Here is a 20,371-nt window from a genome sequence, read left to right on the forward strand (position 1 = left end):
TATTACAATAATAGATATATTAAAAAAAAGCGATGCAGCTCGGTTATTCTCAAGCTGCATCGCCCTCTTTTTTATTTATACTCTTTTTTCGAAATTTACTCGCTTGTTTATGAAATATATAATCGGCATACCGACAGCCATTACGACAAATTCTCCAACAGCCACAGTCAGCCAGGTAAATAAGAATGGCAATTCGAATGCTAGGTTTAATTCCCAAGCAATCAAGAACATAGTGAAGGTGAAGACAACGGTATTCACAATCATACGTGCCCAGATTCCTTTAATGAAGCGTGCGGATAAAATTGTAATCGATAAGGCTAATAATGATTGACCGACACCGAAAACGAGGTCATAGGCGACCATCGGTGAAAAGAATAGGTTGGATAAAAATACCCCAATAATGATTCCGAAGAGATACTTCTTATTGAAGACAATAAGATGGTTGAACATTTCGGATATACGGAATTGGATATTTGTAAAACCAAAAGGTGCGATTAAACCGGAAACAGCAATGTATAACGCTGCCAGTATCGCGTTAACAACAAGTGTTTTTATTTTCATATTCAGTTCTCTCCTTAGTTTTTTTACGTGGGAGGTTCTCGAACCACGTTTTTCTGACAAAATAATATATTAATATATACGAATCTACTAGTCAACACAAAGTTAGGCCTCATGATAAATAATCTTCAGTAAAGTTAATTATATGCTTGTTAATTGGATATTATTGGCCTTTTTGTACATTCTAATAGTAAAAAAGGAAAGTTGATATATATGGATAATAAAAAGAAGTACGTGTTAGTTATTATGTTGTTGCCCTGGTTGACGGTACCGTTCATTGGAAAAAAAGCATTGAAACGCTTTTCGCTTACTTCTTTATTTGTCGGTCTTTTATTTGGGGTCCAGTCTGTTTATGCCAATAAAAAAGGCTGGTGGAGGGTTTATACACAATTATTCCCGAATGTAATGGGGGAAGTCCCATTCATAATTGGACCATTTTTTGTCGGAGCCATCTGGATTTTGAAATTTACATTTGGTAAATTTCTTCGTTCTACCTTGCTCAATCTAGGTGTGGATTTTTTTCATATCTTTGTATTTGTTAGATGGTTACAAAGGATGGGGATCGCTTCGCTCATTCGCTTAAAAGACTATCAAGCCTTGATTTTATTTTCAGCAAATGCTGCCATTATGTACGGATTTCAGTGGCTAATTGATAAGAAGGTAAATCCAGAGAAAACTAAATCGTTAATCAAAAGAATTTTATCCTAAATAATTTGAGAATGGCCAGACTCTATAAAAGTGTTCTGGCCTAGATTTATTATATAAATAGATAAAATAATGCTATAGGATACCCCCATTTTAATCTTCATGCTATTATATTTCTTGTGAATCAATTACTATGATTGAATAATATTCAGAAAATTACTAAAATAGAGGGAGAGGGGGGGTTGGATGAAACCCATTATTGCTTTAGAAAATGTTTCATTTTCGTACAAAATCAATGAGAACAATTCTGTTTCTGTTCTAAAGGATATCTCTTTTTCTATTTTTCCAGGAGAATATGTTGCCATTATCGGACATAATGGTTCAGGAAAATCAACATTATCCAAGCATTTGAATGGACTCCTAACACCTGGCTCAGGGGATGTTTGGGTTCATGGGTACAATACGAAGGACGATAGCAAGAAGCTTGATATCCGAAGAGGAGTTGGGATGGTCTTTCAGCATCCTGATAATCAAATTGTTGCGACCATTGTCGAGGAAGACGTAGCTTTCGGATTAGAGAATATCGGTGTACCGAGAGCGGAAATGAAGCAAAGAATCGATGAGGCTTTAGAGGTAGTAAAGATGTCTGAATTTCGGAAAAGACCTCCACACCATTTATCAGGAGGACAAAAGCAAAGAGTAGCCATTGCTGGCGTGCTGGCAATGCGGCCAGACTGTATTGTATTTGATGAGTCCACGAGTATGCTCGATACCTTTGGCAGAAATGAAGTCCTTCAGGTTATGAGACAAATGAATGAGATGGGAATGACGATTATTACGGTTACCCATCGCATGTCTGAAGCGGCTGAAGCTGACCGTATTATCGTAGTGGAAGACGGGAAAATTGTGATGGATGGAAATCCACGTGAAATTTTTAAACATAAAGAGATGTTAATGCAATTGCAATTAGACATTCCAGCTGTTAGTCAGATGGCAGAAATGGTCCATAATAAAATTCCAACTTTTTCAAAAGAGTTAATCCATGAGGATGAACTAATTAATGAAGTTAACAGAGTTTCAAAAGCAAGGAGCTAAGGAAGTGGTTTAATGCCAATCATCGAAATAGAAAACCTATCTCATACATATATGAAAGGAACCCCAATGGAGCATAAAGCTTTAAAGGGTACAAGCATGGTGGTCAATGAGGGAGAATGTATTGCCATTATTGGTCACACTGGTTCAGGGAAGTCTACCCTTATTCAGCATTTTAATGGCCTGATCCGGCCAGATTCGGGGAAAGCCATCATTGATGGAGTAGATTTATCGAAAAAACGGATTGATATAAAAGCCTTGAGAAGAAAAGTTGGACTTGTTTTTCAAAATCCAGAGGATCAAATTTTTGAAAAATTAATTGGTGATGATATAGCTTATGGACCCTTTAAACTAGGTTTGCCTTTGAAGGAAGTGAGGGAACGAGTTAAATGGGCGATGGACATGGTTGGCTTGGATTTTGAGGAAATGAAGGACCGCCAGACATTTGCCTTAAGCGGCGGGCAGAAGCGTAAAGTTGCACTTGCCGGCATATTAGCGTTAAAGCCAAAGATACTCGTACTTGATGAACCAACAGCAGGGCTTGATCCCAGGTCCCGAAATGAGTTGTTGGATAAAATAAAGTCCCTTAATAAATTGGAAAATTTAACGGTTATTTTCGTTTCGCACAATATGGAGGAAGTTGCCTATTTAGCTGATAGAATTTATGTCATGGCAAATGGCACGGATGTGCTAACGGGTACTCCAGAAGATATCTTTACGGATAAGGAAAATCTGCAGCGCTATGAAATTGGAACACCCGAAACGGTACAAGCTTTATACAGGCTGAAAGACCTTGGGTACCATGTGAACACTTCTGCTTTTACGATTTCGGAAGCAACAGGCGAAATCATAAAGGTTCTTGCCAATGGGGAGGGAGGCAATCGTGGCTAGTGAATTCGAATTATCAAGAAATATTACGATTGGTCAATACGTCCCTACGGATTCTTTTATCCATCGTCTAGACCCGAGAATAAAGCTATTAGTGTTTACCATTCTTGTATTAGCCATTGCCCTTAATACTAGTTATCTAGGAAATGCTCTTGGTCTCTTATTAGCTATTTATTTATTCTGGGCATCCAAAATCCCTATCAGTTATGGGTTATCAGGGATTAAACCGGCTATTCCCTTTATCATTATTTTAGCTGTATTGCAGCTTATCTTCCAAGGGAATGTATTTTCTGGCGGGACGGTATTTTTTGAGTATGGATTCATCTTAATTACGAGTGAAAGTATTCGACTTGTCATTGTTTCAGCTGTGCGTTTTGTAGAGATTATCTTATTAAGCAGTGTTCTTACGCTATCTACTTCTACAACTGATTTAACTCATGCCATTCAAAGTTTATTAAGTCCTTTGAAAAAAATAAAATTTCCTGTCCATGAAATTTCATTAATTATTACGATAGCGATTCGCTTTGTACCCACTTTTGCGATTGAAATGGAGAAAATGATGAAGGCGCAAGCCTCAAGAGGGGCAGATTTCGGATCTGGAGAATGGTGGAGAATTATTCAGAGGACCAAGGATATGCTGCCCATTATTATCCCCCTATTTAATATCGCGTTATCTAGGGCAGAGGATTTGATTTTAGCGATGGAATCTCGCTGTTATACTCCTGGGAATGATAGGAGTTCTTATTCTGTTTACCAATCAATCGGACGAGATTACATCGTATTAGTCATTGGGCTATTAATTTCAGCACTACTACTTTTTTATCATTTTCCATTTTAGATAAGAAATAAAAGGGGGAGAAATAGAATGAAAGGTTCATTAAGTGTTCGAAATATTGTCATCGCTGGGGTACTTGGTGCAGTTGCCATCCTTTTAGGGGTAACTCGGTTAGGGTATATTCCGGTACCTACTGCTGCTGGAAATGCAACCATCATGCATATCCCTGCGATTATTGGCGGAATCATGCAAGGGCCGGTTGTAGGAGCCATCGTCGGAATTATCTTTGGTGTTTCCTCTTTCTTAAATGCTACCGTTCCACTGTTCAAGGATCCGTTAGTAGCCATTCTTCCTAGAATTTTTATCGGTGTCGTCGCCTGGCTAGTGTATGTGGGGATTCGTAGAAGGAGTGAATATCTTGCTATTGGGACTGCGGCATTCTTAGGAACCTTGACCAATACCGTACTTGTATTAACCATGGCCGTCATTAGAGGGTATATGGGGGCTGAAGTAGCTTGGACGGTTGCAATCACGAGCGGAATTCCAGAAGCAATCGTTGGTACGATTGTGACATTAGCTGTTGTATTAGCGTGGAAGCAAATTGGCAAAGGAAAGAAATCGAAGATATCAGAAGATTTATAATCTAATTTTGATAAAATCAACCCATTGGGCTTAGGCACCAATGGGTTTCTTAATTAAATAAAGTGTAAAGGGGAATAGTATGTTACATCATGTGGAGATATATGTTTCAAACCTTTCAAAAAGTGTAGATTTTTGGGGCTGGCTGCTACCTGAATTAGGATATGAACCCTATCAAAAGTGGGATGCTGGTATAAGTTGGAAGCATCATGAAACCTATCTGGTATTTGTGCAAGCCGAAGAAAGATACCTGGATATTCCATACCATCGCTGCAGAGCAGGGCTGAATCATCTTGCCTTTCATGGGAACTCAAGGGAACATATTGATGAACTAACACAAGCTCTACTGGATAGGGGAATACAAATTTTATACAAAGACAAGCATCCGTATGCCGGAGGAAGAGACTACTATGCTGTATTTTTCGAGGACCCGGATCGTATTAAAGTAGAACTAGTCGCACCAAGCGTGGATTAAGGGATATTTTTGAAAGTGTGATTTACATCACGAAATTCCATCGCTTATATCTTTATAATCGAAAGAAAGTATAAGGGGTGTAGAAATGGAATATAAATTCAAAACACTTTATAGTGAAATCGGCGGGCAGGAAACGATTGACAAGCTCGTTGCGGCCTTTTATCCTCGGGTATATGCAGATCCTGAATTACGTCCATTGTTTGAAGGGGACATGGAGGAAATTATGAGGAAGCAAAGAATGTTCCTTCCGCAATTCTTGGGCGGTCCTGCTCTTTACAGCCAGGAATTCGGCCCGCCGGCAATGCAGCATCGTCATCTTCCTTTTGAGGTTACACCAAGAAGAGCACAGTGCTGGCTTCGTTGTATGAAAGAAGCCTTTCAAGAGATTGGTCTTTATGATACACCAGCAGGGCTCGCCTTTTATGATCGATTAACGCAAGTTGCTGGGATTATGGTAAATAGTCCGGATAGAGAATGAAAAATCAAAGGGTGTCCACAAACTGGGCACCCTTTTGGTGAGTATAAATCCTCTAGCTTCTTAAAAAACCACCTTCTGAATTGAATATCTGACCTGTAATCCACGCCGCTTCTTCGCTGGCAAGGAATGCAACTAGGCGGGCTGCATCTTCTGGTAATCCAATACGTCCGGATGGAAACTTTGGCAATATTGCTTGCTTTATCTCTTCATTCATCCAACCAGTGTCAGTAGGACCTGGGTTTACTGCATTAACTGTAATTCCAAGTGGGGCAACCTCTGCGGATAAGGAAAGGGTAAAGGCAGAAATAGCACCCTTGGTAGAAGCATAAGCCAATTCACCTGCCATTGGTCCAAGTGCCTGTCCGGATGTAAGGTTAATAATTCTGCCCATCGCTTTTTGGGATTGGCTAAAACGGCGTGCAAATTCAACCGATAATAGGAAAGTTGCCCTCATATTTACTGCATAATGGTCATCTAGCGTTTTTGCATCTAAATTCATATACCCATCTCTTGAAGAATAGGCTGCATTATTAACTAGAATGGTTGGTGAACCTATTTCGGCAGCCACGGCGTCAAGCAATTTATATGAAGAACTTGAATCAGCTAAATCAACTTCTAAGTTGCCACACCTAACACCATAATCTCGGATGCTGCATTCAAATTTTTTTACCCAATCTGTATTTGAACCCCAATGGGTAAAGAAAATATCTACACCTTCTGCTGCTATTTTATTGCATATCGCAGCTCCAATTCCATTTTCATGACTTACACCTGTAACTAATGCAACATGGCCATTTAGTTTGTAAATAATATCACCCTCATAAATATTAAAATAGTAAAAACACATTAGAACTAACAATGGGTTCTAATGTGCTATTATTTGTATTATTTTTTCAATTTAGCCCATGTTTCATCGAGAGCCTTCATTGCTTCATTCGCAGATTTTTGTCCGCCTACATAAGCTTGAAGAGCTGCTCCAAATTCCTGTCCTGCACCATCTGGATATTTCATGAACTGCCAAGAATACGTTTTTCCTTCTTGAGAGTATTTTTGAATTTCTGCTCCAAGTGGACCGATATCTTCAGCTTTTGCTTCGATTGTCTTAAAGGCTGGGATATATTTGAACTCTTTCACTAATGCTTCTTTACCTTCTTCAGAAGTTACCATCCAATTTAAGAAATCCAATGCTGCTTTTTTGTCTGCATCTGGTGCTCCATTGTGAACAACCCAGTTTGTTGGTACGTCGACCATTAACTTATCTGCTTGAGATGCATCATCGTTTAGCGCCATTGGGATAAATCCAACTTCCATGTTAGGAGAAATTTTATCTAGCATTGGCTGAATCCAGTTACCCTGCTGGATCATCGCAGCCTCTCCGCTTGCAAATAGTGTAACCTGGGTATTATAGTCCGTTGTTAATGGATTTTTGTTGCCATATTTCATGGTTAGGTCTACTAGCTTAAAGTAATTTTCGAAGTGTTCATTGCCTTCAATTTTAGTGGTACCTTCGTTCAGTCCATTAATAAATGTATCTGCGTCATCCTGGTAGGCAAATGGAACATTTAATCCATGGTTTGCTAATACCCACCACTCGCCGTAACCAATTGAAAAAGGAGTAATGCCGGCATCTTGTAATTTTTTCGCTGCGTCTTCTAATTCGGAAAAAGTAGTTGGAAGTTCTGTGATACCAGCTTGTTTAAATAACTTTTTATTATATGCAAAACCATAGCCTTCCATATTCACAGGCTGACCATAGATCTTCCCATCGATTGTCATTGGCGCTAATGCAGTTTCATAAGCATCCTTTACCCATGGCTGATTCGATAAATCTTCAAACTTATCCTGCCATGTCAGAGCTTCTTGATAACCGCCGTTGCCAAAGATATCAGGTGCTTTGTTCGAGGCGAACTTTGCTTTTAGGGCTGCAGAACCGTCTGCTCCGCCGCCGACTGATTCAATGTTGAAGGTAACATTTGGATGCTCTTTTGTATATTTGTCTGTTAACGCTTTTAATTGATCGGCGATTTCAACCTTTCCATTAAAAAGATCAACAACTACTTTATCTTCCTTGCCTTCGCTATTCTTCTTATCTCCAGATGCACTGTCGCTGCTGCATGCTGATAAAAGAAGTGATGCGGATAATAGACCTGCTGCGATTGAATACTTTTTAATAGCCATTTTTCTTCCCCCTAGTACTATTTTTATTTTATAGATCTCTGCTGACTTATGCAGCCAACAGAGGGTGTCCACGTTGTTACTTAATCGATCCACTGGTAATTCCTTGAATAATGTGTTTCTGCATGGTAAAGAAGAAGATTAATAACGGAATAATCCCGATTACTAATGCTGCAAGTGCTAAATCCCATTGCTTTGTATACTGTCCAAAGAAGAAGAAGGTCGCTAATGGAATGGTCCTAAGCTCTGGATCCTGAAGGACAAGTGATGGTAATAAGAAGTCATTCCAGATCCATAGGCTGTTTAAGATGACGATTGTCACCGTAATGGATTTTAATAATGGGAAAACAATTCTCCAGAACACGCCAAACCGTGAACAGCCGTCAATGATTGCTGCTTCTTCAAGCTCTAACGGAATCCCTTTAATAAAACCGTGATATAAGAAGATGGTCATACCTGATCCAAAACCTAAATACATAAAGACAAGACCCCAGATACTGTTTAAAATACCCAAGTTACCGGCTGTTTTGATAAGTGGAATCATGATTGACTGAAATGGAATAATCATTGCGGCAACGAATGTCATGAAAATGATATTGCTAATTTTCTTTTTGGTTCTTACGAGCATGTACGCTGCCATCGAACAAAAGATAACGAGAACGATATTACTAGCAATGGTGATGATTAACGAGTTTTTAAATACAAGTAAGAAGTCTAGTTTTTCGAATGCATTAACATAGTTATCGAATATTAGCACTTTCGGCAGGGCCGATGTATTGGTTAAAATCTCAGCAAATGATTTCAGGGAGTTTGAAAACACATAATAGAAGGGGACTAAAAAGACAAGTCCGACCAGGATTGCAAGGATTTCAACAATGGATGTTTTCCATGTATACCTGTTGCCCATTAGGATTCAACCTCCTTTTTCTTTGAAATCGTAACTTGAATGACGGTAATCGCTGCCACGACAATGAAGAAAATTAATGCTTTTGCCTCACCAATACCGTAACGGTTATTAACAAAGGCCTCTGTATAAATGTTGAGTGCCAGCATTTCTGTTGATTTAAATGGACCGCCATTTGTCAACGACAGGTTTGCATCAAAGACTTTAAAAGATGATGCCGTTGTTAAAAATAAACAAATAGTGACAGCTGGTGCAACAAGCGGCATTGTAATATGGCGAAGAATCTGAAATCTATTGGCCCCGTCAATTCTAGCTGCTTCAATTAATTCCTGCGGGACATTTTGCAATGCTGCAATATAGATAATCATAATGTAGCCTGCTCCCTGCCAAAGACTAACAATGACAATTCCCCAGAATGCCGTTTCCGCATCCCCTAACCATGCTAACTCAAAAAGAGGAATCCCTGTTAACTCTCCTATTGATGCAAATCCTTTTACAAAAATAAACTGCCAGATAAATCCTAAAATCAATCCGCCGATTAAGTTTGGCATGAAGAAAACGGTACGTAAAAGATTTCTCGTTTTTAACCTTTGTGCAACAAGTAATGCTAATCCAAAACCAATGACATTGGTTAGGATAATGGAAACGACTGTATATTTTGTTGTTAGCATAAATGATTGTTGAAATTGCTTGTCCTCTGAAAATAGGTATGTAAAATTATCCAATCCTACCCATTTGACGGTTCCTGTTATCCCGTTCCAATCTGTAAAAGCATAATAAATACCTGTAACGAAGGGGATTAATACGATCAGTGTGAACGCTAACAACACTGGTCCGACAAATAGGGTAAATAACCCTGCCTCTTTCCATTTCTTCTTATTCATAAAAGAAACAGACGCAGAAACTTTCATGCTTTTTTGTTTGGTGATGGCTGACCCCTTTACTGTATCCAGTTTACTTTCGTTATTCATTCTCTGCACCTCCATAACTTTATTTTAGTGATTACGGAAAATTATGAAAGGGTTTACATTGACCAATAGGGTGGAAAATATTGAACTATCAAAATATTGAGCCATTAAAAATAAAACTGTGCTACAATGTTCTAAAAATAATGGTAAGGGGGAAGGTTAGTTTTCTACTAATTTTAACTAGCCAGAACGATATGGGATGGAGTATACGGAAAAAACTGATTATCTTCTTACTTTTAGCTACCGTTGTCCCTTTTGGAAGTTCCATTGGTATTACTTACTTTCACACGACAAAGTCACTTGATGAACGTTTTGTTTCTACCAATCACGAGTTGATTGAAAAAGGAGAAGAAGAACTGACTACTTATTTAAACGATGTAGCGCAAATGTCATCTGTTCTTTATAGGTATACACCATTTATGAATGTGATGAGAGAGGGTATCTCACAGAACATTAGTAGTAATCAAGAAGAAATACGGAGAGCACTTGCTTACATATTCAATTCTCGTCCTGAAATTGAACAGATGCATCTATATATTGACCGAGATAAAGAATCCTACACGAATTATCATTCAAGAATTAGCGGCAGGGCGAAGTATGAGGATGTATTTTCACATCCCTACTATTACCAATTAATGCGGGTACCCGGTTTTTCAATTGCTGAACCACCACATGAAATCTATAGTTATAACGATATATCTGTAATTCCAAATTCGGAGAAAAAAGCTGTATTAAGTTTCCATAATATCATTCGAGATGTTCCGTTAGAGAGATTTTTAGGCTTTTTATCGATTGATATTAATCTTTCAAAAATAAGTGCCATTTCCGAACGTTTGTATACGAAAGATTCAGAGGATTTTTATATTATGGATGAAAATGACATAATTATATACTCTTCCAATGAAATAGAGCTTGGAAAGGTCAATAATGAAAAGTGGTTTGAGCAGGTGAAGAAGGAGCCGGAAGGCGGGAAAAGTCTTGAATGGAAGGATGAGCAGTTTTCGGGTTTCATCGTCCATGAAAAGTTTTCGGAATCATTTAAAGATTGGTATATGGTGAAACGAATTCCATACGATGTTCTTTATGAAGGTGCTAGAGAAACAGCCTTAATTAACATTTTGATTGGTTTGATTACACTTGTATTTGCTTTACTTGGAACCCTGTTTGTTTCCTTTAAGCTCACTGCACCTATAAAGGTGTTAATTCGAAATATGAAAAAAGTTGAGAATGGTGAATTCAAGGCTGATTTTGATACGCTCGGGACGGATGAAATTGGCATGCTGGGAAGGCATTTTAAATTGATGATTACCAAAATCGATGAATTAATTGAAAGAGAATATAAATTGGAGATTGAAAATAAAGCATCGCAGCTGCGGGTGCTGCAATCGCAAATTAATCCGCATTTCCTGTATAACGCTTTTCAGTCTATTGGAACATTGGCGCTCAAGTCTAAAGCGGTTCCGGTTTATACCCTCCTCACTTCTTTATCAAATATCATGAGATACAGCATGAATATGAAGGACGATATTGTTCCGTTTACAGCAGAGCTGAGTCATGTTAGATCATACCTATTATTGCAAAAACAGCGATTTGACGAGCAGTTTGATTTTGAACTGAATATCGAGGAAGAAGTCAAAGAGATACTCGTTCCAAAAATGATTTTACAGCCCATTGTGGAGAATTGTTTTAAGCATGGCTTTGATCAAGAGGTAGAAAAAGCAAGGATTCAAATGGAGGCCATCTTCAAGAATGACAATCAGGTATGGATTCAAGTGAAGGATAATGGAACCGGCCCAAGCGATGAGCAACTTGAAAAAATCCGACTTGAACTGTTCTATGGCATTTCAAAAGAAGAAAAGCAAAGAGAAGCAATTGGGCTGAAAAATATTTTTGACCGATTGCAGATTTATTATCATAATCAGGCAAACATGTCTGTTAACCGCAATGCAGAAGGCGGTTTTACGGTTACAATCGTGATTCCAAAGGTAATGCCGAAAGAGGTGGAACATTCATGAAGGCGTTAATTGTTGATGATGAAAAACATGTGCGAGAAGGCATTAAGATACTAGCTGATTGGGAACAAAATGGAATTCAAGAAATATATGAGGCAGGAAACGGTGAAGAAGCTATTCAGCTTATCCAAACCGTTCGGCCAGAGATTATTTTCTCAGATATGAAGATGCCAAAAATGGATGGAACTCAGCTTTTACAATGGATAAAAGAAAATCAACCAGACAGTAAGACAATTGTGGTGACTGGCTACGATGACTATCATTATATGAGAAAGGCGATCCATTTCGGCAGTTCTGACTATCTCTTAAAGCCTATCGAACCGGAAATTCTAAATCAAACATTGGAAAAAGCGGTTAATGAATGGAAGAAAGAAGAAGCTGACAGGCAGAGGAAAGAAAATAGCTCACTGCTGATTAATGAAATGACTCCTGTTTATCGAGATCGCAAACTAACACAGCTAGTGAATAGCGATCAATTCCAGAAAGATTTATTTGAAGAACTCGGCTGGTTAAAACAGTCACGAGATTACATAGTCGCCCTAGTCCGAGTTAACGGAAAAACAATGGAGGCATTTGAAGGAGATCGAGATTTAACCTACTTTGCGATTTTGAATATTATTAACGAAATCATGAAGGAAAATGGAAGTGGAATTGGGTTTCGTTACTTATCTAAAAAACTTGAAATTGTACTAATTTTTTGGGACAAGTTCGAGTTAGTAGAAGAGATTTTAGTAAGTATCTATAAGACGCTAAAAAATATGTTAGATATCTCTTGTCCGATTGCTGTCGGGAAAGCTGTAAATAATAGTTCCAAGTTGATAGATTCTTATCACCATGCGAGAAAAGTTTTATTAAATAGAAATATATTGAATGATAGTGTAAATAGAGTCTATATGTCGGATTTAGAGGCAGCTCCCTCATTAAAGAGTTTGATTGTATATTCTTCAGATATTGAATTGGCTATCCAAACGGGAGAAATTGGGGCTTTTAAAGAATTAATGAATCGAATCGAAAAGGACATTACAGAAATGGAATACTTATCTGTAAAACAGGTGATGAATTTAGAAACTGAGTATTTGGTCATCAGCAATAAGTGGTTTAAACAGTACAATCTTTCATTTAGGGCACCAGAAGATATTGAACAGCGGGTTGATTTATTTTTTGATTCAAACGGAATGTTTAGACTTAAAGAGTATAAAGAGAGAAAAAGGCGTGAAATGGCTGTTTTTTTGAAAAAAGTAAAGAAAAGCACACTGCGAAAAAGTAATAATATCATTACTGATATTGAAAAGTACCTTCAGGAAAATTTTGACCGGGATGTAAAGCTGCAGGAGATTTCAGACAATTTTTATATCAGTAGAGAATATATCTCTAGGAAATTTAAACAGGAATTCAATGAGAACATTTCAGATTACATTGTAAGAATCAGAATGGATAAAGCAAAGACTTTATTGAAGAATAGTCAGTTAAAAATCTATGAGATTGCGGGCATGATTGGCTATCAGGATGACAAGTATTTTCGAAAGGTATTTAAAAAGGTCGAGGGAATTACTCCAAATAAATATCGAGCAGAATATGTGAAACAGTGATAAGCAGAGATAGGATTCTATGCTCTGCTTATTTTTTTTACAATAGGAAAAAGAACGAATTTTTTGTAAATTTATGTATGAATATTTCACTATGTTTATTTACAGGACTTTAATCAAGTCTAAATGGTAAATACATATGTGCTAAACAATTCTCCCGTACAATTTTATATGTAGTAGCAGACATATAAGAGGGAGATGGGAAAAAATGAAAAAAGCAATTGTGATTGGAGCTGGCCTTGTTTTCAGTTTATTATTGAGTCCTTTTCAACAGGCTTTTGCAGCAGAAACAACTGGGGAGTTACGAAAAGTGGATAATGTTGCTCACCGAGGTGCAGCAGGTTATGCACCGGAAACTACGATTGCCGCTTTTGATAAAGGCGTCGAAATGAAAGCTGATTATATTGAAATTGATGTCCAAAGAAGCATGGATGGGGAATTGGTCATCATTCATGATACAACGGTTGACAGAACAACTGATGGAACAGGAAGTGTGAAGGATTTAGCCTTTGGACAAATCAGAAGCCTTGATGCTGGCAGCTGGAAGGGTGAAGAATTCAAAGGAGAAAAAATCCCTACCTTCGATGAAATTCTTGACCGTTATCATGGAAAAGTTGGTATTTTAATAGAATTAAAGGCACCTGAGCTTTATCCTGGAATTGAAGCACAGGTTGCAAAGAAATTAAAAGAACGAAACCTCGATAAACCGCAAAATGAAAAGATCATTATTCAATCGTTTAATTTTGAATCTATGAAAAAAACAAACAGTTTGCTTCCAAAGGTGCCGATTGGTGTCCTTACATCGAATAGAGCCCACATAACAGAACAAGCTTTGAAAGAATTTGCAACATATGCTGATTACTTTAACCCGAGCTATGGAATTGTATCAAAAGAATTGGTTGATCAAGTGCATTCGCTTGGAATGAAAATTCAATCCTGGACGGTTCGCAGTCAAGAAGCAGCTGATTTCCTTTTAGAAATGAACGTAGATGGAATTATTACGGATTATCCTGATTATGTTGATCCAAGAAAATAGGACAAACTATTACCAAAAGAGGGAAAGCTTTCATCCCTCTTTTTTGTATTCCAGTCGTCTTCATACACCTGGAAACAACGCCATTCTTCTTATGAAATAACTATTCATTTGTGTGATACGAATAGTCGTAAAAAAAAACTTCATCATTATAAAAAAATAGTAAAATAGTAGATGTTTTAACTATATAATCTATGTTTAAATGCTGTAAAAGAATGTAAGATGTAATCAAATAAGGAAGGTTATTAAAAGCTAAATTCATATGGGAGTTGGTAATTATGGTTAAAGTAACAGTATGGAATGAAAATCGTCACGAACAAAAAAACCCAGTTGTAAGAGATATTTACCCTAATGGGATTCACGGTACAATCGCTGAATTTTTAGAGGAAAACAGTCATGAAGTATCGACTGCTACTCTAGACGAACCAGAGCATGGCTTAACGGATGAAGTATTAAACGCTACAGATGTATTAGTTTGGTGGGGACATTTAGCACATGGTGAAGTAAAGGATGAAATTGTTCAAAAGGTTAAGCAGCGTGTCCTTGACGGCATGGGTCTGATTGTTCTTCATTCCGGGCATTTCTCAAAAATCTTTAAAACATTAATGGGAACAAGCTGTGATTTAAAATGGCGGGAAGCAGACGAAAAAGAAAGACTTTGGGTCATAAGCCCAAGCCATCCCATTGTAGAAAGTATCTCAGAGTATATTGAATTAGAAAAGGAAGAAATGTATGGGGAACATTTTGATATCCCACAGCCAGATGAACTAATCTTTACAAGCTGGTTTGAAGGAGGTGAGGTATTCCGCAGCGGTTGTACATACAATCGTGGGAATGGAAAAGTATTTTACTTCCGTCCAGGCCATGAAACATATCCTACTTACCACAACAAAGACATTCAACGTGTCATTAGCAATGCAGTGAAATGGGCAGAGCCGGTAAAGCGTGAACGTCCAGTCTATGGAAATGCAAAACCATTAGAAGTTATTGCAGGAAAATAAAATGGAAAAAATGTTAAGTAGGCGTGAATATTCCAGATATAGAATTATGAAGATAACTCCTCAGCACCCTATTGGGGTGAGGAGTTTTTTTGTGTTATAGTATTTTTTATTAAATTGGTGGGAGGGTAATAGATTGAAAAAAAATGACCAATGGTGGAAGAAGAGTGTCGTCTATCAAATTTATCCACGAAGTTTTATGGATTCCAATGGAGATGGAATCGGTGATCTTCAGGGAATTACCGAAAAGCTTGATTACTTAAAATTATTAGGTATAGATGTTATTTGGCTGAGTCCAGTTTATGATTCACCAAATGACGATAATGGGTATGACATCAGAAACTACCAAGCAATCATGAATGAGTTTGGAACCATGGATGAATTTGACCAGCTTCTTGCAGAAATACATAAAAGAGACATGAAGCTCATCATGGATTTGGTGGTTAACCATACTTCGGATGAACATGATTGGTTTGTAGAATCAAAAAAATCGAAGGACAATCCCTATAGAGACTATTACATTTGGCGTGAGAAACCCAATAATTGGGGATCGGTTTTTGGCGGGTCTGCATGGGAGTATGATGAAAAGACAAATGAATATTATCTTCATTTATTTTCAAAAAAGCAGCCGGATTTAAATTGGGAAAACCCTAAGCTTAGAGAAGAAGTCTACCAAATGATGAAATTTTGGCTCGACAAAGGAATCGACGGTTTTCGAATGGATGTTATTAATTTTATTTCCAAACATCCAGAATTTCCCGATGGTGCAAAAGGTGAGGGACAAACATTTGGTGATGGCAGTCCATACTTTATGAATGGACCCAGGATTCATGAATTTTTGCATGAAATGAACCAAGAAGTATTATCGAATTATCCAGCAATGACCGTTGGTGAAATGCCTGGGGCATCACCAGATGATGCGATTACTTATACAGATCCTGATAGAAAAGAAGTAAACATGATTTTTACTTTTGAACACATGGATTTAGACAGTGCACCAGGAGGAAAGTGGAACCTAAAGCCTCTTCATTTGCCAGATTTAAAAGAGAACTTGGCGAAGTGGCAAACTGCCTTACACAATAAAGGCTGGAACAGTTTGTATTGGAACAATCATGACCAGCCGCGAATTGTTTCCCGGTTCGGAGATGATCAAAACTACCGAGTGGAATCTGCAAAGATGCTCGCAACTTGTCTTCACTTCATGCAGGGAACACCGTATATTTATCAAGGTGAAGAAATTGGTATGACGAATGTGAAATTTGATTCGCTAGAAGATTATCGTGATATTGAGACGATGAATATGTATAAAGAAAGAATAGCTTTAGGGTATAGCCATGAGGAAATCATGAAGTCTATTTATGTGAAAGGCAGGGATAATGCCCGAACACCAATACAGTGGGATGATACTGCCAATGGTGGTTTTACGTCTGCAACTTCTTGGATAAAGGTAAATCCAAGATACGATGAAATTAATGTCAAAGCAGCTTTAGAGGACCCGCAATCTACTTTCTATTACTATCAAAAATTAATTGCCCTACGAAAAGAAATGGATATTATCATTGAAGGAGACTTTAAACTGCTGTTAAAGGATAGTACAGAAGTATTTGCATATGAGCGCAATTGGCAGAATGAACAACTTCTTGTACTGTGTAATTTTAGTTCATCTGAAGTTGTGATTGAGGATGAAGAATTGCTGAAAAAAATGCAGGACTATCAACTAGTTATATCCAATTACGAACCTGATAATAAGAGTATTTTACGTCCATATGAGTCTTTTGTGTTAAAAAGTTAAAAAATGAAAGGGCCCCTAGTAGAGCCCTTTTATTTTTTACTTAAATTCCAAGATTGCAAATCCATTGCCCTCAAGCTGGATAGTATCAATGGATAGATCCACTTCTTCATCTTCCCAAAGGTTTTTTACTGTTTTTCCTCTTAACTTTTCAGGCATTGGATATTCCACCGAACCTTCACTCGTATTAAGGATGACCAATATCGTGTTATCATCATCTGATTTCGTATATGCCAGGCATTTATCGTGGTGTTCAGGGTCAATAAAGGAAAGTTCGCCTGCATTCCTAAGTAAAGGATGCGCCATTCTCAGTTGCAGCAGTTTTTGAATGTGGGTAAACAACTCAGCATTCTGCTTGTCTTTCTCCCATTCCATACATTTCCGGCATCCTGGATCCTGAGTTCCACTCATTCCTATTTCATCCCCATAATAAATACAAGGAGTTCCAATAAAGGTTAATAAAAGGGTGAATACTTGCTTGACCCTGTCCATATCCTCCTCGCATTCCGTTAAGATTCTAGGAGTATCATGGCTGCCAACTAAATTAAAAGCGACTTCGTTAATATTCCTCGTGTACATATGAATCACCCCAGTCATGCTCTCAACAAAATCTTTCGCAGTAATGCTTTGCTTTGCAAGCAGTTTAAGAATATTCGTTGTGAAAGGATAATTCATGACAGCATCAAATTGATCTCCCCTAAGCCAAGGCATAGAGTCATGCCATATTTCCCCTAATATATAGAGGCCCGGTTTGACAGCCTTTACCTCTTTTCGGAATTCTCTCCAAAAGGCGTGGTCTACTTCATTTGCGACATCGAGCCTCCAGCCGTCAATATCAAATTCTCTTACCCAATAACGCCCAACCTCTAACAAATATTCCTTAACTTCAGGATTCTCCGTATTTAGTTTAGGCATAAAGGGAGTAAAGGCAAAAGTATCATAGTTTGCTTGTGGTTCTGTCCTCACCGGGAACTCATGGATATGAAACCAATCTTTATATAATGAATTTTCTCCTTTTTCCGAGACATCTTGAAAAGGAGGGAAGTAAAATCCACTATGGTTGAATACAGCATCCAGCATTACTTTAATTCCATTCTGATGGCAAGCATTCACTAATTCCTTAAAGGTTTCCTTTGTTCCGAACTGTGGATCAATCTCCATGTAGTCTATCGTATCGTATTTATGGTTGGAGTATGCTTTGAATATAGGAGTAAAGTATATCCCTGTTATACCTAGTTCTTTTAGGTAAGGGATATTTTGAATAACTCCTTCTAAATCACCTCCGAAAAAATTCGTGGGTGATGGTTCTTCACTGCCCCAAGCTAGCACACCTTCAGGGTCATGATTCTTATTTCCATTTGAAAATCTTTCAGGGAAAATTTGATACCATACTGTATCCTTTACCCAAGAAGGTGCTTTGAAAATATCTGCTCTGTTCATATAAGGAAAACAGAAATAGTATGCAGTATCATCTAATGGCGGCTCAGAATAAAAACCTTTCTCAGTAAAACAAAGTGTTTCGGTACCGTCATCCAAAATAAATCCATAGCGAAGTCGTCTGAATGGTGGTGTAATAGCTACAAACCAATAATCATATAACTGGTCTGAACCACTTTTCCTCATAGGAGTAGTTGTTGTTTGCCATTGATTTTCGGTCCATTCATAGGGATCCCCATGGACAAGAATAACCTTTTTAAGGTCATTCTTTTTTGTGCGGATGGTAATATGTAATTCGTTTTCTGTGCAAACGTATGCATAATTATCTTTCGGTCGATGATAAATTGCTTCTTTAAACAATTGAGCCAGCTCCTTCTTGATTCTTATGATTAAAGGTTATTGTACCCGTAAAAGCTTGTCAATAGTATAAAAAATAAGATGGTGAATCACTCGAGTATATTAGGATTGAGAAATTTTATGAACAAGTTTATTAAAAAAGTTGTTGTAAAATAAAAAAATGGGCTTATAATGAAAATATGTTGCGCAAACGTTTTCGCAAATGAAAGCGCTGACTACTATTTGTGCAATGTGAATAATTCCTATTCAAAATACAGGAGGAGAAGAAATGAAAAAAGCACTTTCGATTTTCATGATGGTTGTTTTAGTGTTAGGCGTTCTTGCGGCTTGTGGACCAAAAAGAGAAACAGCAGGCACGAATGACACTGGGAAAAAAGAAGAAACAGCAAAACCAGAAAAGTTAGTAGTTTGGGAAGATAAAGATAAATCTGGCTGGCTTGAAAAGGTAGCAGCTGATTTTGAAAAAGAATATGGAATTAAAATTGAGTATAAAGAAGTTGAAATGGCAACAAAAATGCGCGATCAGCTTCGTCTTGACGGCCCAGCAGGGACTGGCCCAGATGTCGTAACATTACCTCACGATCAAATTGGTCAAGTCGTAACAGAAGGGCTTCTTGCTGAACTTAAATTAGATAAAGAAGTTACGGATAAATTCTCTCAATCATCTATTGATGCCGAGACGTATGATGGTAAAGTTTACGGACTTCCAAAGTCCTCTGAAACACCAGTATTTGTTTACAATAAAGATTTAATGGCAGAAGCTCCAAAGACAATGGACGAGCTTTACACTTTCTCTAAAGATTTCACGAAAGATGGAAAGTTCGGTTTCTTAGCGCTTTGGGATAATTTCTATTTCGCTTACGGTATCATCGGCGGTATGGGAGGATATGTTTTCAATAATAACAATGGAACCCTTGATCCTGAAGACATTGGCTTAAATAGCAAAGGTGCTGTTGATGGTACTGCATACATCCAAAAATGGTACTCAGAAGGATTATTCCCTAATGGTATTATTGGTGAAAATGGCGGATCAGCAATGGATGGTCTTTTCACAGAGGGTAAAGTTGCTGCAGTAATGAACGGACCATGGTCATTCCAGCCTTATAAAGATGCGGGTATTAATATCGGAGTTTCTGCTCTTCCAACTCTTCCAAATGGTGACCATGTTAAAACATTCATGGGTGTTAAAGGATGGCATGTATCTGCTTACTCTAAAAACCAAGAATGGGCAGCTAAATTCTTAGAGTTTATTACGAATGATGAAAACGCGAAATACCGTTTTGAACAAACTGCTGAAGTTCCAACAAATACAGCATTAGTTGATGATCCTGCAATCAAGGAAAATGAAGGTGCAAAGGCTGTTGCTGAGCAATCCCAATATGCGCTTCCAATGCCAAACATTCCAGAAATGGGTCAGGTTTGGGATCCTATGGCTAAATCACTTCAAACAGTTGTAACTGGTAAAACAGAACCAAAAGCAGCTCTTGATTCTTCAGTTGAACAAATTAAAGCAAATATTGCTTCTACAAAGTAATAGTTTAATAGGTAAATAGTTTAATCGG

Annotated in this window: 19 protein-coding genes and 1 riboswitch; of the genes, 13 read left to right on the forward strand and 6 right to left on the reverse strand. The window is 37.8% G+C overall.

Annotated features, from left to right (window positions below):
- Positions 1 to 75 precede the first annotated feature (75 nt).
- Complete coding sequence (locus tag M3189_RS20650; RefSeq protein WP_251637357.1) at positions 76 to 561, reverse strand: QueT transporter family protein; 486 nt, start codon at positions 559 to 561, stop codon at positions 76 to 78.
- Positions 562 to 569: 8 nt separating this feature from the next.
- Positions 570 to 614, reverse strand: a riboswitch (PreQ1 riboswitch).
- A 157-nt stretch (positions 615 to 771) separates the two neighbouring features.
- On the opposite strand from M3189_RS20650, the gene M3189_RS20655 reads away from it, so the two are divergent.
- The 7 genes from M3189_RS20655 (at position 772) to M3189_RS20685 (ending at position 5,550) form a co-directional block, all read left to right on the forward strand.
- Positions 772 to 1,266: a hypothetical protein gene (locus tag M3189_RS20655; protein WP_251637359.1), complete on the forward strand. Its 495-nt coding sequence runs from the start codon at positions 772 to 774 to the stop codon at positions 1,264 to 1,266.
- 183 nt (positions 1,267 to 1,449) lie between these two features.
- Positions 1,450 to 2,298, forward strand: coding sequence for an energy-coupling factor transporter ATPase (locus tag M3189_RS20660; RefSeq protein ID WP_251637360.1), 849 nt, complete (start codon positions 1,450 to 1,452; stop codon positions 2,296 to 2,298).
- Positions 2,299 to 2,310: 12 nt separating this feature from the next.
- The gene (locus tag M3189_RS20665) at positions 2,311 to 3,186 is read left to right on the forward strand and encodes an energy-coupling factor transporter ATPase (RefSeq protein ID WP_251637362.1); all 876 of its coding nucleotides are present in this window, start codon (positions 2,311 to 2,313) and stop codon (positions 3,184 to 3,186) included.
- Complete coding sequence (locus M3189_RS20670) at positions 3,179 to 4,021, forward strand: energy-coupling factor transporter transmembrane component T family protein (protein ID WP_251637364.1); 843 nt, start codon at positions 3,179 to 3,181, stop codon at positions 4,019 to 4,021. The genes M3189_RS20665 and M3189_RS20670 overlap by 8 nt, the downstream gene beginning before the upstream one ends.
- A 27-nt stretch (positions 4,022 to 4,048) precedes the next feature.
- Positions 4,049 to 4,600, forward strand: a complete 552-nt coding sequence (locus tag M3189_RS20675; protein ID WP_251637366.1) for an ECF transporter S component — start codon at positions 4,049 to 4,051, stop codon at positions 4,598 to 4,600.
- 79 nt (positions 4,601 to 4,679) lie between these two features.
- Positions 4,680 to 5,072, forward strand: a complete 393-nt coding sequence (locus M3189_RS20680) for a VOC family protein (RefSeq protein WP_251637369.1) — start codon at positions 4,680 to 4,682, stop codon at positions 5,070 to 5,072.
- A gap of 85 nt (positions 5,073 to 5,157) precedes the next feature.
- Positions 5,158 to 5,550: a globin gene (locus M3189_RS20685; RefSeq protein ID WP_251637371.1), complete on the forward strand. Its 393-nt coding sequence runs from the start codon at positions 5,158 to 5,160 to the stop codon at positions 5,548 to 5,550.
- A 52-nt stretch (positions 5,551 to 5,602) separates the two neighbouring features.
- On the opposite strand, the gene M3189_RS20690 is transcribed toward M3189_RS20685, so the two are convergent.
- From M3189_RS20690 to M3189_RS20705, 4 genes are all read right to left on the reverse strand, one after another.
- Entirely contained in the window at positions 5,603 to 6,397 is a 795-nt protein-coding gene (locus M3189_RS20690) for an SDR family oxidoreductase (protein WP_251637637.1), read from the reverse strand.
- Positions 6,398 to 6,435: 38 nt separating this feature from the next.
- On the reverse strand, positions 6,436 to 7,728 hold the full coding sequence (locus M3189_RS20695) for an ABC transporter substrate-binding protein (protein WP_251637373.1): 1,293 nt from the start codon (positions 7,726 to 7,728) through the stop codon (positions 6,436 to 6,438).
- 76 nt (positions 7,729 to 7,804) lie between these two features.
- Positions 7,805 to 8,632, reverse strand: a complete 828-nt coding sequence (locus M3189_RS20700; protein WP_251637374.1) for a carbohydrate ABC transporter permease — start codon at positions 8,630 to 8,632, stop codon at positions 7,805 to 7,807.
- Positions 8,632 to 9,540: a carbohydrate ABC transporter permease gene (locus M3189_RS20705; protein WP_435368112.1), complete on the reverse strand. Its 909-nt coding sequence runs from the start codon at positions 9,538 to 9,540 to the stop codon at positions 8,632 to 8,634. The genes M3189_RS20700 and M3189_RS20705 overlap by 1 nt, the downstream gene beginning before the upstream one ends.
- A gap of 140 nt (positions 9,541 to 9,680) precedes the next feature.
- Between M3189_RS20705 and M3189_RS20710 the strand changes: the two genes are divergently transcribed.
- The 5 genes from M3189_RS20710 (at position 9,681) to M3189_RS20730 (ending at position 17,018) form a co-directional block, all read left to right on the forward strand.
- Complete coding sequence (locus tag M3189_RS20710; protein WP_251637378.1) at positions 9,681 to 11,612, forward strand: sensor histidine kinase; 1,932 nt, start codon at positions 9,681 to 9,683, stop codon at positions 11,610 to 11,612.
- On the forward strand, positions 11,609 to 13,198 hold the full coding sequence (locus M3189_RS20715) for a response regulator (protein WP_251637380.1): 1,590 nt from the start codon (positions 11,609 to 11,611) through the stop codon (positions 13,196 to 13,198). The genes M3189_RS20710 and M3189_RS20715 overlap by 4 nt, the downstream gene beginning before the upstream one ends.
- Before the next feature lie 205 nt (positions 13,199 to 13,403).
- Positions 13,404 to 14,231 carry a glycerophosphodiester phosphodiesterase gene (locus M3189_RS20720; RefSeq protein ID WP_251637382.1) on the forward strand — a complete coding sequence of 276 codons (828 nt, stop codon included), beginning with the start codon at positions 13,404 to 13,406 and terminating at the stop codon, positions 14,229 to 14,231.
- Positions 14,232 to 14,506: 275 nt separating this feature from the next.
- Complete coding sequence (locus tag M3189_RS20725) at positions 14,507 to 15,229, forward strand: ThuA domain-containing protein (protein WP_251637384.1); 723 nt, start codon at positions 14,507 to 14,509, stop codon at positions 15,227 to 15,229.
- A gap of 196 nt (positions 15,230 to 15,425) precedes the next feature.
- Positions 15,426 to 17,018: a glycoside hydrolase family 13 protein gene (locus M3189_RS20730; protein WP_251637640.1), complete on the forward strand. Its 1,593-nt coding sequence runs from the start codon at positions 15,426 to 15,428 to the stop codon at positions 17,016 to 17,018.
- A gap of 36 nt (positions 17,019 to 17,054) precedes the next feature.
- Here M3189_RS20730 and M3189_RS20735 read toward each other — a convergent pair whose 3' ends face one another.
- Entirely contained in the window at positions 17,055 to 18,812 is a 1,758-nt protein-coding gene (locus tag M3189_RS20735; RefSeq protein ID WP_251637386.1) for an alpha-glycosidase, read from the reverse strand.
- Between the two features lie 265 nt (positions 18,813 to 19,077).
- Between M3189_RS20735 and M3189_RS20740 the strand changes: the two genes are divergently transcribed.
- On the forward strand, positions 19,078 to 20,343 hold the full coding sequence (locus M3189_RS20740; protein ID WP_251637388.1) for an extracellular solute-binding protein: 1,266 nt from the start codon (positions 19,078 to 19,080) through the stop codon (positions 20,341 to 20,343).
- The last annotated feature ends 28 nt before the right edge of the window (positions 20,344 to 20,371 follow it).

It is taken from the genome of Neobacillus niacini, assembly GCF_023715415.1.
Classification (GTDB): domain Bacteria; phylum Bacillota; class Bacilli; order Bacillales; family Cytobacillaceae; genus Neobacillus; species Neobacillus niacini_C.